Source organism: Nocardia jejuensis NBRC 103114 (assembly GCF_001613145.1).
GTDB lineage: Bacteria > Actinomycetota > Actinomycetes > Mycobacteriales > Mycobacteriaceae > Nocardia > Nocardia jejuensis.
In genome coordinates, this window is sequence record NZ_BDBU01000037.1 from 43,829 (window position 1) to 59,520 (window position 15,692).

At 69.5% G+C, this 15,692-nt stretch carries 9 protein-coding genes; 4 read left to right on the plus strand and 5 right to left on the minus strand.

The window, feature by feature from the left end; translation table 11 throughout:
* Positions 1-21 precede the first annotated feature (21 nt).
* Positions 22-1,056 (plus strand): crotonase/enoyl-CoA hydratase family protein, encoded by a 1,035-nt coding sequence (locus tag NJ1_RS27250; RefSeq protein ID WP_067699462.1) that lies wholly within the window; start codon positions 22-24, stop codon positions 1,054-1,056.
* A 19-nt stretch (positions 1,057-1,075) separates the two neighbouring features.
* Here NJ1_RS27250 and NJ1_RS27255 read toward each other — a convergent pair whose 3' ends face one another.
* The gene (locus tag NJ1_RS27255) at positions 1,076-1,531 is read right to left on the minus strand and encodes a MarR family winged helix-turn-helix transcriptional regulator (RefSeq protein WP_067699464.1); all 456 of its coding nucleotides are present in this window, start codon (positions 1,529-1,531) and stop codon (positions 1,076-1,078) included.
* 402 nt (positions 1,532-1,933) lie between these two features.
* Between NJ1_RS27255 and NJ1_RS27260 the strand changes: the two genes are divergently transcribed.
* Complete coding sequence (locus NJ1_RS27260; protein ID WP_067699466.1) at positions 1,934-2,236, plus strand: excalibur calcium-binding domain-containing protein; 303 nt, start codon at positions 1,934-1,936, stop codon at positions 2,234-2,236.
* Positions 2,237-2,325: 89 nt separating this feature from the next.
* Here NJ1_RS27260 and NJ1_RS27265 read toward each other — a convergent pair whose 3' ends face one another.
* Complete coding sequence (locus tag NJ1_RS27265; RefSeq protein ID WP_067699468.1) at positions 2,326-2,547, minus strand: DUF3618 domain-containing protein; 222 nt, start codon at positions 2,545-2,547, stop codon at positions 2,326-2,328.
* A gap of 96 nt (positions 2,548-2,643) precedes the next feature.
* Here NJ1_RS27265 and bcp point away from each other — a divergent pair, with 96 nt between their 5' ends.
* On the plus strand, positions 2,644-3,117 hold the full coding sequence (gene bcp / locus NJ1_RS27270) for a thioredoxin-dependent thiol peroxidase (protein ID WP_067699609.1): 474 nt from the start codon (positions 2,644-2,646) through the stop codon (positions 3,115-3,117).
* A gap of 247 nt (positions 3,118-3,364) precedes the next feature.
* Here bcp and NJ1_RS27275 read toward each other — a convergent pair whose 3' ends face one another.
* Entirely contained in the window at positions 3,365-4,648 is a 1,284-nt protein-coding gene (locus NJ1_RS27275) for a DUF7159 family protein (RefSeq protein WP_067699470.1), read from the minus strand.
* A 303-nt stretch (positions 4,649-4,951) separates the two neighbouring features.
* On the opposite strand from NJ1_RS27275, the gene NJ1_RS27280 reads away from it, so the two are divergent.
* Positions 4,952-5,596 (plus strand): TetR/AcrR family transcriptional regulator, encoded by a 645-nt coding sequence (locus NJ1_RS27280; protein WP_422615784.1) that lies wholly within the window; start codon positions 4,952-4,954, stop codon positions 5,594-5,596.
* A gap of 74 nt (positions 5,597-5,670) precedes the next feature.
* Here the strand turns inward: NJ1_RS27280 and acpS are convergent, their stop codons facing one another.
* Positions 5,671-6,093 (minus strand): holo-ACP synthase AcpS, encoded by a 423-nt coding sequence (gene acpS / locus NJ1_RS27285; protein WP_067699472.1) that lies wholly within the window; start codon positions 6,091-6,093, stop codon positions 5,671-5,673.
* 226 nt (positions 6,094-6,319) lie between these two features.
* Complete coding sequence (locus tag NJ1_RS27290; protein WP_067699474.1) at positions 6,320-15,664, minus strand: type I polyketide synthase; 9,345 nt, start codon at positions 15,662-15,664, stop codon at positions 6,320-6,322.
* Positions 15,665-15,692: the final 28 nt, after the last annotated feature.

The following is a 15,692-nucleotide window of genomic DNA, read 5'->3' on the forward strand; positions in this document are numbered from 1 at the left end:
GAACGGAGGTTCACTTCTTGGGTGTCACCAGACTACGAGAACCATTCCGGGACCCGGCCGGCCGCCTGGCGCGAGGATCTGACCGCCGGCGATGACTCGCCGTTCGCGGGACGTCCGGCCCCCGAGAGCGAATTCACCGGCCGCACACTGACTTACGAGGTGACCGGGCGAATCGCGCGCATCACGTTCAATCGGCCCGAGCGGGGCAATGCCATCACCGCCGACACCCCGATCGAGTTGGCGGCGGCGGTGGAGCGCGCGGATCTGGATCCGCGCGTGCACGTCATCGTGGTGAGCGGGCGCGGCAAGGGTTTCTGCGGCGGTTACGACCTGTCGATCTTCGCGGAGAACAGCTTCGAACCGGCGGAGGGCGCGCAGTCGGCCGAGGGCACCGTACTCGATCCGGTGGCTCAGGCGCGCAATCACAATCCCTGGGGCACTTGGGATCCCATGGTGGACTACGCCATGATGTCGCGCTTCAACCGCGGCTTCTCCAGTCTGCTGCATGCCAACAAACCGACGGTGGTCAAGGTGCACGGTTTCGCCATCGCGGGCGGCACCGATATCGCGCTGTACGCCGATCAGATCATCTGCGCCGCCGATGCCCGCTTCGGCTATCCGCCCACCCGCACCTGGGGCATTCCGGCCGCGGGCATGTGGGCGCACCGGGTCGGAGATCAGCGTGCCAAGCGGCTGCTGTTCACCGGCGACAGCCTGACCGGCGCGCAGGCGCTGGAGTGGGGCCTGGCGATCGAGGCCCCGCCCGCGGATCAGCTGGACGAGCGCACCGAGGATCTGCTCGAACGCATCTCACGGGTACCGATCAATCAGCTGGTCATGGCGAAGCTGGCCCTCAACAGCGCGCTGCTGAGTCAGGGCGTGGCCAACTCCGGCATGATCAGCACCGTCTTCGACGGCATTTCCCGGCACACCCGCGAGGGTTACGCGTTCCAATTGCGTTCCGCCACGGCCGGTTTCCGCGAGGCCGTGCGCGAGCGCGATGAGCCGTTCGGCGACTGGAAGGGCACGCGGACCGACAAGTCCACCGGCGACTAGCCGACAAGCCGACCGACGCCTAGAGCAGGTCGGTGCGTTCGACCTCGGACACCACGCGGGTGGCCAGGGAACGCAGGGCGGCGGCCTCGTCCTCGGTCATGCCGTCGATGAACAGTCGCCGCACCAGCTCGACATGGTTGGGCGCGGCGGCGTGCAGGGCCGCACGCCCGGCCTCGGTCAGGCGCACCTCACGCCCGCGCGCGTCGTCGACGGCCTGACAGCGATCGACCAGTCCGCGCGCGGCCATCCTGGACAGATGCTTGGAGAGCCGGCTCTTGTCCCAGCAGATCTCCGCGCCCAGTTCCTTGGAGCGCAATTGCCCGCCCGCCGCGGACAGCGCGACGAGCACCTCGTAGTCCGAGGTCGACACGCCGTCGCGGGTGAGACCGGTGGCGATCGCCGAGTCCAGGCGCTGCCGCATGCGGATGTACGCCTGCCAGGTCGTCTGTTCCTCGTCATCAAGCCAGCGGGTCATGCCTACATCCTAGCCACTCTTGGTTGACATGGACACCAATAGCCAGGTGAAGAATTCGCGGCACGGTCGGAGAAACTACCGCTACCCGAGGCCTCCCGGGCGGGAACTGTCGTAAAGTACGGACCGTTCGTCCTACATGCCCGAGTCGAGATCATCCTCACCGCCGAGGATTTCCGAGCCGGACGAATGGGACGTATTCCGGCGCAACAGCTTAGCGGTCGGCGCCCCATCGCACACGCCCCACCTGGATGGATAGCCCATCCGGTTGACAATGCAACGTTCCGCCAGAACAGTAGGGGCCGGATCCCGGACCGGTCACCGTGCTGTATCCGTGTAGCAGCGGTGGCAAATCCGCGCCGAACCGGGCCGCTACCAACCTGTTGCGCCGACATTGAGGAATACATGAACGTTCGCCGGCTTCTCGTCACCGCCAGCGTCGCGGGACTGACGACCTTCGCAGCCCCCACCGCCATCGCCCTCGCCGACGTCCCCACCGGATCCTCCGGCACCGGTTCGTCCACCATCGACACCGGGTCCGGCGCGACCGGTTCGGCGAATCTGGCCCAGACCGGTTCCGCCGGTGGCTCGTACAAGAATTGCGACGAGGCCCGCGCCGCCGGGCACGCCCCGCTCTTCCGCGGCGAGCCCGGATACGGTCCGCACCTGGATCCCGACGGCGACGGATTCGCCTGCCCGACGGTCTGATTCGTCGCAAGGTCTCCGCGAAACAGAAACACCCGGCGCCGATGCGCCGGGTGTTTCTGTTTTCGCCGAACTCCTCCGGCGCGCCGTGGTCAGCGGAAGATCTTGACCAGGGTCAGCAATACGACCAGCGCACCCGCGCCGATCAGGCTGTACTTGATCTTCGGCTCGTTCACCTTCGCGACGATCGCGAGTTTGGTGTTGTCGGCCAGCCGCTGCGGATCGGCGCGCACCGCCAGCTCGTCGAGGGTGCTCGCGAGCCGGTGGCGCGCTGCCTCGATCTCGCGCTCGATCGCCTCGGTATCTCTCGCCACGTCAACTCCTGTCTGGAAGCCGCGCAAAGGCGGCATTGTCGCCTGCCTGGAGTGTATCGCCCGCAGCGCGTCCGGCCCGTCTACTACGGTGGCGGCATGACCGAGAACCACCGACTCAGTCCCGGCGACACCGCTCCCGCCTTCACTCTCCCCGACGCCGACGGCAAGGACGTGTCGCTGTCGGATTACCGCGGCCGCAAGGTCATCGTCTACTTCTATCCCGCCGCGAGCACACCCGGCTGCACCAAGCAGGCCTGCGATTTCCGCGACAGCCTCAGCGAACTCGAGGGTGCGGGCATCGAGGTAGTCGGCATCTCCCCGGACAAACCGGCCAAGCTGGCCAAGTTCCGCGATGCCGAGCAGCTGACCTTCCCGCTACTGTCCGATCCCGAGAAGGAAACGCTGCTCGCCTACGGCGCGTTCGGCGAGAAGACCATGTACGGCAAGACCGTCACGGGCGTCATTCGCAGCACGTTCCTCGTGGACGAGAACGGCAAGATCGAGGTCGCGCAGTACAACGTGCGCGCGACCGGGCACGTCGCCAAGCTGCGACGCGACCTGTCTGTCTGATTCCGGCCGTACCCGTCGGGTGCGTGCGGCGGGACGACCGTCGTCCGCACCCATGAAACAACACCGAACTCGATCGAACGGTGCCGGAGGAAAAACCCGGTCCGCGCGCGGAGAACGCACTGTCCTCAGCACGCCGGACCGGGTTCTCGAAGGCCGATCTTCACGACGGTTTCGCACATCGTCGGGCGAATGTCCTCGGCGCAATCTATGCGTGCGCGCAGAATTCCCGCGCGCAGAATTCCGCGTGTCAGGCGCGCGGCATCGACTGGGTCGCCCACTGCAGCATCATGTGCCAGTGGCCGTCCCACCACTTGGAGAACTCCGGGGTACCTAACGCGGGGGGCGAGAGCTCGTCCTGGAAGAGACCGCCGTCGGTGGGCGCGCCGACCGGATGCGTCGGCGCGGGAATGATCGAATCCATCGTGCCGACCGAGTCGGCGTCGGGCTGTCCCTTGATCAGCGGCTTGGACTGAAGCCAGTGCGCGGCGTCGGGATCGGCCGACCCCCAGTTGAGCGTCGCCGGATCGAGGGTGACGATGTCCGGCTCGGGAAGCGGCTCCTCGGACATGGGCGCGCTCACATCCGAGGGTGCGGGCTCGGGCAGACCCTCGATGGGCTGGCCGTCCGGGCCCAACTCCGGTGCGGCGGAACCGGTGTCACCGATCGGCTGTTCGACGCCCTGGGTGTGCGCGTCGGCGGAGACGCGGGCATCGGTCAGCATCGGCTCGGGCACGCTCTTGGAACTGTTGCTCGCCGCGTAGACGCCACCGGCGACCAGACCACCCGCGAGCACGCTGGCCGCCGCGAACATCGCCGCGGTGCCGCGTGCCCGGCGGGCCCGATCGGCCGCGTCGCCCGCGTACTCGGTCTCCGGTATGGCGGCCAGCGCCGCACCGATGGCGGGTGCGCCCGCGGACACCGAACACGGGATGACCGGTGCGCCGAAGCCGGATTCGAGCGCCGCCACCACCCCGGGTTCGCTTGCGGCGGAACCGATCAGCACCACGGCGTCCGGCTTCACCCCGGCCGCGTCGAACTGGTCCCAGGCCGCGGTGACCGCGGCCCGCATGGACTCCTCGCTGGTCGCGCCGCCGGTCAGGGTGACGGCGGCCAGCACCCGGGTGCGCAGCGGGTCGATGAGCGAGAAGGCCTGGAATCCGGGCACCACCTCGCAGATGGCCAAATCCTCGAACTCGTCCACCCAGGTCATGGCGCGGGCCACGGCCAGATGCGCGGCCTTGGCCGACACCAGCGACGCCTCGTGCCACGGACCGGAGGCGAGCCGGGTGACGATGGCCCGGCGCTCGGCCGAGTCGCGGTAGGCGACGGCCGCACCCACGATGTCGCGATCGGGACCGATCTTGTCGGCGACATCCTCCAGCACCGCTTCGACGGCGGCGGCCAGATCGGCCTTCGTATCGCCGGACACCGCCTCGACCCGCTCGACCACGACACGCTCGGACAGTTTGCCGCCGTCGGCGAGCGCCACGGCGCGGACGTAGCCGCGCTCGGTCGCGACACCGATGGTCACCGCGGAACGGACAACAGCAGAAGCAACCACAGATCAGCCTTCCAACGTCGTCGTACTCAGAATTAGAGAAGAATCGGAGCCCCTCGGGCGCGCAGCTGAGAAGCAGCTGCGATGAAGGTTCGTCGCCATTCCCGGGTGCGGATGGGTACCCTCGAGCGAAGTAGTGGAGACACACGAAGTACCGCAGCGTGTCATCCGCGTGTCGCTACCAGTAGGCTTTTGGACGTGGAAGCACGCACGGGACCCAGGTCGACTCGACGACCGGACCCTGCGTTGGAGCTGCAGGACGACCCGCAGGAACTCATGCCCCGTCGCCGCCCGACGCAGGACCGGAGCAAGCGAAAGTTCGACGCCCTGCTGCAGTCCTCCCGCGAACTACTCGTCGAGGTCGGCTTCGAATCGTTCACCTGCGAGGAAGTGGCGGCCCGCGCGGAGGTGCCGATCGGCACCCTCTACCAGTTCTTCGCCAACAAGTACGTCATCGTCTGCGAGCTGAATCGCCAAGACCTGGTGGCGGTTTCGCAGGAGCTGGCCGACTTCCACGGCGAGATCCCGTCGATGGACTGGCTGCGCCACATGACCGCGCTGGTCGATCATCTGGCCGATCTGTGGATGACCGATCCGTCGCGCCGCGAGGTGTGGCTGGCCATGCAGTCCACGCCCTCCACCCGGGCCACCGGCGCGATCCACGAGAAGGAATTCGCCGAAGCGGTGGCGCAGATGCTGCGCCCGCTGATGCCGCGCACCCCCCGCGCCCGCCGGTCCATGATGGCGCAGGTGCTGGTGCACGTCGTCTACTCGATGCTGAATTTCTCGGTCCAGGACGGCCTCAGCCACGAAGACGCCGTCGCCGAGCTCAAGCGCCTGATGGTCGCGTACCTCCTCATCGCCGAGAAGGAATCGCGATCAGGCGGCCAGCGCACCACTTTCGAACCCGACGACAACTGAGTCCGCACGCTCGTCACCGAGCGGGCGTGCGGGGCAATCGAACCCGGCCGCGGGACACGACCGTACGAATCGACTCAGTCGTGCAGCAGGTCCGCTAGCTCGCCCGGATCTTCCAGGACCACCATGGCGGCGGCGGTGTCGCCGTCGTGGGTGAGGGAGAGGTGTACGCGGACTCGGGGCAGGAATTCCGCTGCGAGACCGTGCAATTTGATGCTGGGGCGGCCCCAGGCGTCGTTGACGACCTCGATGAGGGGGTAGGGATTGTCGCCGATCTGGGGGCTGCGCGCGAAGCGCGAGGACGCCCAGGCTTTGATGACGGCCTCTTTGGCCGCCCAGCGGGCGGCGTAACTGCGTGCGGGATCGGTGCCCTTGCTTTGGCAATAGCGCCGCTCGCCGGCGGTGAAACTCTCTCGGATCATGGTGGTTCCGACGCGTTCCAGTTGCTCGGCGAACTCTGAGATGGTGACCAGGTCCAGGCCGATACCAAGGATCGTCACAGCGTAGGGCTCCTCGATTCTTCGTTTGCCGCGCTCTCACGAGCGCGGTCGAATGGGCGCAACATACCAGTCGGGCCTACGGCTGCGTAGGTTTCACTGGTCGTGAGTTCAGTTATGCTTCGAGCCGGATCATCAAGGCGCGGGGCGGATCACGACATCCTGCCCGGGACACGAACGACGGGCCCGCGCATACGCGAGCCCGTCGCAGTGGATCCAGCTTCGGGACTTACTGGCAGGCAGGACCCTTCGGCACGGCGACGTACACCGAGTCGGCGCCGAGGCGAGCCTGCTCCGAGAGCAGCATGTCGGCCTCGAGCTGACGGATCTTCTTGGCCGGGGTGCCCTCGCCACCGAGGCGGCGATCGGCCGGGCGTTCGTACAGCGGGGCGCCGCCGCACATGGCCTCGGTCATCCGCTGCCGGCCGGCGAGCTGACGCTCCTCGGCGCGACGGCGGTACTCCTCACGCTTGTCCGAATCCGCGATCGCCTCCAGGAAGGCCTGCGGATGCACGACCGCGAGCAGTCCGGACACATGGCCGAAGCCGAGCGAGGTGACCAGACCGGCCTTGAGCGGGAAGCGATCTCCCACCTTCAGAGCTTCGCGCAGCCACACCAGGTGCGGGTACTGGCGCATCTTGTCGTCCACGCAGTCCAGGCTGCGGTTCGGCGGAATGACGCCCTGCTCGAGCACCTGGCACAGCCCGATGAGCTGGAAGGCCGCGGCGCCGCCCTTGGCGTGACCGGTGAGGGCCTTCTGCGACACCACGAACAGCGGGGCGCCTTCCGAGCGGCCGATGGCCGTGGCGAGCCGCTCGTGCAGCTCGGACTCGTTGGGATCGTTCGCCGCGGTGGAGGTGTCGTGCTTGGACACCACCGCGATCTCGTCCGGGGCGACGCCGAGCTTGCGAAGTTCCTTGGCCAGCTTGGATTCCGAGCCGCCGCGTCCCGCGCCAAGGGCGCCCAGGCCCGGAGCCGGAATCGAGGTGTGCACGCCGTCGGCGTAGGACTGCGCGTACGCCACCACACCCAGGACCGGCAGGCCCATCTCCAGCGCGACACTGCCGCGAGCCAGCAGAACCGTTCCGCCACCCTGGGATTCGACGAACCCGCCGCGACGGCGATCGTTGGCGCGGGAGAAGTAGCGGTCGCTGATGCCCTTGGCCGCCATCACCGCGGAATCCGCGGTGGCGGACATGTCACCGAAGCCGACGACGCCCTCGATGCCGAGGTCGTCGTAGCCGCCGGCCACCACCAGATCGGCCTTGCCGAGGCGGATCTTGTCCATGCCCTCCTCGACCGAGACCGCCGCCGTGGCGCACGCCGCGACCGGGTGGATCATGCCGCCGTAGGACCCGACGTAGCTCTGAACCACATGTGCCAGAGCGACGTTCGGCAGCGCCTCCTGCAGGATGTCGTTGGCGTGCGGCTCACCGAGCAGGTTGTCGATGTACAGCGTGCGCATCGAGGACATGCCGCCCATACCGGTGCCCTGGGTGTTGGCCACCAGCGACGGATGCACCCAGCTCATCAGTTCGGCGGGGCTGAAGCCGGAGCTCAGGAACGCGTCCACGGTGCAGACGATGTTCCACAGCGCCACCCGGTCCACCGAGCCGGCCATATCCGCGGAGATGCCCCACTTGGTGGGATCCCAGCCGGTGGGGATCTGACCGCCGACGGTGCGCGACAGCTTGATCTTGCGCGGTACCCGGATCTCGGTGCCCGCCTTGCGAGTCACCTGCCAGTCGCCCGAACCCTCGACCGGCGTGATGACGGTCTGCTCGGGGCTCGAGGCGTAGAAGGCGCGGGCCTCGGCCTCGGTGTTCACCACGAAGGACAGATCCTTGTCGATGAAGACCGAGGTGAGCAGGGGCGCCGTGTTGTCGACCATTGCGCCGTCGTCGGCGTAGCGGCGCACGCCACAGCGCTCGACCACGGTGTCGTGGTAGCGCTCGGCCAGCTCGGATTCGTCGACGTAGTCACCGGATTCGGCGTCGTACCAGCCGGGCTTGGGATCGTTCTCCCAGGTGACCAGGCCGGTGCTCCACGCCAGCTCCAGGACGCCGGCCGCCGACAGCTCGTCGGAGACCTCCATCTCGAAGCGAGTGCGCGCGGAACCGTATGGACCGAGCTCGCCCGCGCCGACGATCACGACCATATCGTCGAGATCGGCGGTGACCGAACCCCATTCGGGGACCGGAAGCGCGGAGGTCATGGTCGGCGGGGCGGGCAGCGCGTGGATCAGGCCGTCGGTCTCGGGGACCTCGGTCTCGGCCGCGTCGTCGGAGGCCTCCTTCGCCAGCGCCGCGAGATCCAGCTTGGCATTGGCGAGTCCACCGGTCAGGTCGATCTGCTGCGGGCCGGTGGCGGTCACGACGCGAGCGCGCGAGGTGCACCACTTGAGCAGTTCGTCGGCCATCTGCTCGGTGGACCAGGTCTGCACCCCGGCCTTCTCCACGGCCTCGACCAGCGGATCGTTATGACCCATCAGGCCGGTGCCGCGCACCCAGCCGATCAGCGCGTGCACCAGGGTGACTCGCGCCGCCCAGGACTTCTCCGCGCGCCACTTGGCGACCACGGCATCCAGCGCCGCCTTGGACTCCCCGTACGCGCCGTCGCCGCCGAAGAGGCCGCGGTTGGGCGAACCCGGAAGCACCACATGGAGTTTCGCCTCCACGTCGTGGTCCGCGCCGAGCTTGGACAGACCGCCGATGAGGCGTTCCACCGACCACAGCAGGACCCGCATCTCCATTTCGGCGCGCGCGCCGGCATCGGCCAGGTCGCCGGCCACGCGGGGTGCGGCGAACGGCAGCAGCAGGGTGGGGGTCATCGCCTCCTTGACCAGGATCTTCGCGCCGCCGGCATTGTCGACCTGCTCGTTGCCGACCCAGTCGATGAGCGCGTCGATATCGGTGTAGGAGGCCATGTTCGCCGGAACCACCCACAGGGCGGCGCCGTTGCGAGCGTGCTCGCGGTACAGCTTCTTGTAGAAGCCGATCCGGCTGTCGTCCAGCTTGGAGGTGGTGAGGATGACGGTCGCGCCGCCCGAGAGCAGGCGTCCGGCGGCCGCGGCCGCGATGGAACCCTTGCTCGCACCGGTGATCACGGCGATGTCGTCGGACCAGACGCCCGGGTCGTCGCTGCGCAGCGCGGCCTCGGCGATCCGGCCGTAGAGCCCGGCCAGCACCGAGCGGGCCTCGTGCTTGGCCCGATCCCGCCACCAATTGGCCTGCACCGCAACGGCTTCGCCCGCACCGTGGTAGCCGTCGATCGGCAGTTCGGCATTGTTCGCGTCGTTGCCGAACCACAGCCGCGCGAGATCCTCACGGGCACTGGCCCAGCGGTCGTCGATGAGGACGGCCTTCTTCGCGTCGAACGCGGGCGCGACCAGACGCGGCCAGTCCGAACCGAGTTCGGCCGAGACCAGATCGACCAGCGTGTCCTCGGACACTTCCGGAACCGAGAGCTGTTCGCTGTGGCCGAGCTGCTCGAGGATCACCCGGGCGGCCTGCGCCAGCACGCCGTCGCGGCCGGTGATCTGCTCGGTGAACTCGCCCAGCGCGGCGGCGTCCACGGTCGCTCCCCCGCCGCCACCGGCGGAGGGCAGCGACACCGCGACTCCGCGGCGTGCGGCAACGGCCTGCACCGCGGCGTCGATGGCGGCGTCGACGGCGGCGCCGTCGTTCAGGCCACCGGAGACGAGCCCGCCCAGATCGCCGCCACGCACGCTGGCGCCCTCGCGGGTGCCGAGCGAGACCTCGGCGGTGACGTGGCTGGCCCAGCCGTCACCCAGGTCCCAGACCTTCTTGACGCGCTCGGCGATCGCGCCGGGACGCTTGCCGGACGGGCCGAACACCTTGCGCAGGTGATCGCCGATGGCGTCGGACAGCACCGAACCGAACGGCTTGTAGGTGCGGGCCAAGCGGTCGACCGTATTGGCCAGCGCGCCCATATCGGCGTCGGCGGCACCGTCGATGGCGCCGAGCGAGAGTTCCGCGCCGAGGTCCACGAGCAGCTGGTTGCGGCGTGAGGAGACGCCGTCGCACAGGCCCTCGATGGTGTCCACCGGGCCGATCTGATCCATCCGCAGCTTGGTCCACAGCGCGATCAGGATGCGAGTGGCGTCGGCGGCGGCGAAGGCGATGTCGTCGGGACGCGGACCACCGGAGGACGCGACCGGAGCCGCGACGGGAGCGGCGGCGGCCGGAGCCCCTGCGGCAGCGGCGGATTCGGCCGGAGCCTCCTGCGGCTCCTCGACCGGTGCGGGGTCGGTGTCGGTGGAGTACACGATGCCGGACTCACGCTCGATGTTCAGCACCTCGACCGTGGAGCTGCCGAACTGCGGGAGCTTGAGCGTGTTGCTCGCCAGGTTCGCGACGGTAGGCGTTGCGGCCAAACCGATTTCGACGAACCGCTCGACTCCGAGACCACCGTGCTCGACATCGGTGAACAGCAGGTCCTGGGTCTCGATCCAGCGCACCGGGCTGGCGAACTGCCAGGCCAGCAGCTCCACGAGCACCACGCGGCACAGGTCGATCGGGCGGGCGGCCCAGTCCTCGAAGTCGGCCAGCACTTCGGCCAGCGGCTCCGAGGGCACCAGGTCCGCGATCTCCTGGATGAAGTCGCGCTCGAGCGAGAACGGGCGCGGCACCAGGTTCGGAACATAGCGTCCGACAAGCAGTTCCGGGTGCAGGTCGTCCGGCAGCAGGCCCTGGAGCTTGGTGCGGAACTCCGGCACGCCGGCACGCAGCACGGTGGAGTGGAACGGCACGTCGATGCCCGGGATGAGCACGAACGCGCGCTTGCCACCGGTCTCGGCGCGACGCCGTTCGATCTCCGCCTCGAGCGCCTCGAGGCCCTTGACGGTGCCCGCGATGGCGTACTGCGCGCCCCGCAGGTTCAGGTTCACGACCTCGAGGAACTCACCGGCCTTGGCGCCGACCGTGGCGACGAACTCGATCACCGCGGAGTCCGGCACCGCGATCTGCGACGGGCGGATGGCTGCCATCCGATAGTTGCTGCGGCCCTGGGCATCACGCGGAACCAGCTCGTGCATGGCCGAGCCGCGCTGGAACACCACCTCGAGTGCGGCGTGCAGCGGCAGCACCCCGGCCACGGCCGAGAGCGCGTTGTACTCGCCGACCGAGTGGCCGGCCATGATCGCGCCCTCGATGAACGCGCCCGCCTCCTGCAGCTCCGCGACCTGAGCCACACCGAGGGTCGCCATGGCGACCTGGGTGAACTGGGTCAGGTGCAGCACACCCATCGGGTGCCGGTATTCCACGCCCCGAGCCTTGAGATAGGTCGGGTTGTCCCGCACGACGGCCAGGATCGAGAAGCCCAGGGCCTCGCGGGTGTGCTTGTCCGCGGTGTCCCAGACCTGCTTGGCCGCCTTGGAGCGGGTGCGAGCGTCCAGGCCCATCCCCTTGGCCTGAATGCCCTGTCCCGGGAAGGCGTACACGGTCTTCGGGGGCGCGACCCGGCCGGTGCCGGTCATCACGAGATCACCGTCGATGCGGCAGGAGACCTCGATGATCTCGCAGCCCGCGTCGATGGCGATCCGCTCCACGCGCACGTCGATCTGCGCGCCCGGACGGACCATGCCCAGGAAGCGGGTGGTCCACGCGGTCAGGGTGCGCGGTGCGACCTTGTCCTCGGAATCGATGGCGGACACGGCGTGCTGGGCGGCGGCCGAGAGCCACATGCCGTGCACGATCGGGCTGCCGAGTCCGGCCAGCTTCGCGGCGGCGTCGCTGGTGTGGATCGGGTTGTGATCCCCCGACACCTGAGCGAACGCGGCCATGGCACGCGGCGCGGTCAGGGTGACGTCGCGGCGGCGGCGACGCGGGGTGTCCGCGGCCTGCTCGCCGAGAGTGCCCGCGGCCCGGGGCGGATCGGTGAGCTCGCCGGCGCCGGTGCGGCCGCGGATGGCGAAGCGCTCGGTGAGGCGGGCGATGGTCGGCATGGACATACCGGTTTCCGGCTTGTCCAGCATGCCGCTGATCTTGACGCGCACCTCGACCACGCGACCCAGATCGGTGTCGAGGGTCTCGCCGGCCTCGGCCCGCACCGCGAGCACGCTTGCGCCGTCGGGCAATTGGCCGACCAGGGCGATCTGGTGGTCCAGGTGGACCAGGTCCAGCATGCCCTCGATGACGCTGTGCGAATCGGCGGTGCGGGTGGCGCCCAGGACCGCGAACACCGCGGGCCAGCACGCGCCCACGAGCACGTCGGGCACGGTGCGGCCGATGGTGCTGAGCGAATCGGGCAGGCCGGAGCCGGTGACTCCGGCGTGATCGGCGATCAGGTCCGGGGTCCAGGCCAGGTTGACGTGCGCGACGGCCACGCCGTCGACCGTCTTGACCTCGGGCAGCGACTGTCCGGCCGCGACGGCCAGCAGCGCGGACATCGCGGTGTCGGCGTCGGCTTCGGTGACGACGGGAGCACCGCCGTTGTAGACCGAGACCGGGACGGTCACGCGAATGCGCACGGCGTTCGCGGCATCGGCCGCGGTACGGCCGAGCAGCGGAACGGTCAGCTCCACGTAGGCGCTGTCCGCCTCGGGGCCTTCGGTTTCGGTGAGGGTGGCGCCGGTCGGCGGGTGGGTCGCGCCCTTGCCGTCGACGGTCCATTCCCCCAGATCGCCCAGGCGGTGGATCGGGTTGACGGTGGTGCGGCCCGCCCATTCGACATCCGGTGCGGCGAGCACGATGTCGATCGCGCCGGAGGTGACCTGGACGCGGCGACGCCCGTCCACGGCGGCGGGAACGACGCCCTCGCGCACCAGAGAGAAGGCGGCATCCTGCTCGAAGCGGTCCAGCAGCTCACCGACCGGCTCGTCCACGCGGGTGATGCCGGCCACGGCGACGGTGCCGGGGATGACGCAGACCTGATCGGCCGAGTAGCGCGGATCATGCGCCTGCCACAGCGAATCCGAGCGCCACCAGCGGCGCACGTCGCCGTCCACGACGGGCACGAAGTTGACCGGCTTGCCGGGGATCTTGCAGAGGGTCACGAAGAACGGCACATCGGCCGGGTGCAGCACGGCCTCGGTGACGGCCGGGTACTGCTCGCGCAGGGTGCACAGCACCTTGACCGGGGCCTCGAACGCCGAGTCCTCGGCGAACAGGGTCGCGATGGGACCGCGATCAGCCGGGTTGAGGCGAGATTCGGTGCGGCGCACCATCTCCGCGAACCGGTCGCGCCAGGTGACGTCCAGCCAGACCGAGCGGGTGGCGTCGGCGATGGCATCGGTGAAGTCGCCGCCGCAGTCGAAGTCCTTGCGGCGGTCCAGGCCGACGGCCAGCTCGACGTAGCGCTCGAGCCACTCGACGTAGGTCATGGTGGCGACATCGCCGAAGTACGGCTTGGCGGTGCGGTCCAGCGCGGTGATGATCTCCTCGCGGCGCTTCGCCACGGCCTCGGCATCGCCGGCGACCTCGTCGAGCAGGCGGCCGGTGCGCGAGGCGGCATTGTCGATCTCGTGGATGTCCGCGCCCAATTGGCTGCGGCCCGAAGCCATTCCACCGGTGGCGGTGCCCGCGCCGACCCAGTCCGGGGTGCCGGGGGTGTCGACGAGCAGCTGCTTGACCTCGGGAGCGGTGGTGGCCTCGAGGGTCGCCATGGCGGAGGTGCCGACCAGCACGCCGTCCAGCGGCATGAGCGGGAAGCCGTGCGCCCGGGACCAGACGCCGGTGAGGTACTCGGTGGCGCGTTCGGGCGTGCCGATGCCGCCGCCGACGCAGACGATCACATTGGCGCGGTTGCGCAGTTCGGCGTAGGTCTCGACGAGCAGATCGTCGAGGTCCTCCCAGGAGTGGTGGCCACCGGCGCGGCCGCCCTCGATGTGCATGATGACCGGGTAGTCCGGCACGGCGTCGGCGATGCGCAGCACGGCCCGGATCTGAGCGACGGTGCCGGGCTTGAACGCGACGTGGGTGATGCCGACCTCGGTCAGCTCCTCGATCAGCGCGACGGCTTCCTCGAGCTCCGGGATGCCCGCGGTGACGATGACGCCGTCGAAAGGCGCACCGGCCGAGCGGGCCTTCTGCACCAGGCGCTTACCGCCGAGCTGCAGCTTCCACAGGTACGGATCCAGGAACAGCGAGTTGAACTGCACGGTGCGGCCCGGGTGCAGCAGCTCCCGCAGCTCCCGCACGCGGTCGGCGAAGATCTGCTCGGTGACCTGGCCGCCACCGGCCAGCTCGGCCCAGTGGCCCGCATTGGCCGCCGCCGCAACGATTTTCGCGTCGACGGTGGTGGGGGTCATGCCCGCCAGCAGGATGGGCGAGCGGCCGGTGAGGCGGGTGAAGGCGGTCTCGACCACGACGCGGCCGTTGGGCAGGCGCACCGGCTTCGGCGCGAAGGAGGCCCAGGCGGGGGCGACCTCGGGGGTCGCGCCCGGGGTGAACAGGCTGCGCTGCCCGGTGCGGGTGGAGGCGGCGAGCACACCGACGCCGGTGCCCTTGATCGATCCGGCGGTGAGGCGGCTCAGCAGGTCGCCGGGGCCCAGGTCCAGGATCCACTCCGAGCCGCCCGCGACGGTCTCCTCGACGATGGCGACCCAGTCGATCGGATCGACCAGCACCTCCTGGGCGAGGGCCGCGCCGAGGTCGGCGTCGAGCCCGCACTGTGCGGCCCAGCCGCGCACCAGCTCGACCGTGTCGGCGAGGGCGGGGTGGTGGAAGGCGACCTCGACCGGGATGTCCTCGAACACCGGCGCGAAGACCGCACCGCCGCGCTTCTTGGCGTCGCGGTCCTTGGCCTGCTCCTCGTGGATCTCGGTGCAGCGCTGGCGAACTCGATCGAGCTGGCTGACCGGGCCGGACAGCACCGCCCGGCGACGGCCGTTGCGGATGGACAGCACGGCGGCCTTGTCGGGGGCGACGCCCGCCGACACCTGCTCGATGACCGCGCGCAGCTGCTCGGGGTCCACGTTGGAGACCGCGACCATGGGCGACTTGTCGCCGATCGGCATGAGTCCGCGACGGCGCGCGACCAGACCCGCGGCGGCGCCGATCAGCTGGGCCAGGGCGAGCAGTTCGGCATCACGCGCACCGTGCGCCTCGGCGGCGGTGGCGGCGATCCGGCCCTGCGAATGTCCGATGACCGCGGCCGGCGGCTGCGCGGCCATGTCCAGGCCCTGCAGGCGCAGCGCCCGCAGGGCGGCGATCTGAGTGAGGAACACGCCGGGCATGGAGACCGCGGCGGAGCGCAGTACCTGCGCGGACGGCGCCGCCGACACCTCCCCCTGCTCCTCGTCGGTGATCTCGTCCTCGAGCATCCAGCCGATCGGGTCGAATCCGACGGGACGAACGACCAGCAGCTGGGAGGCGACCGGCTCGAGCGTCTGCGCGGCCTCGTTCACCAGCGCGGTCAGCTCGGGTTCGAGCGCGCTGTCGTGCCCGATCTCCTCGAGTTCGGTGAGCCACTGTGCCCCCTGCCCGCCGAATGCCAGGGCGTACGGCGTGCCGCCCAGCAAGCGGTCCAGCAGCGACGACCTGACTCCACTTTCCCGGTTCTTCCGCGCCATCCTGGCCTTGGATCCGGTCCCGGTGCTCTCATTGATCGTCAAGACGTTCGACTTCCTTCTCCTGGCGGCC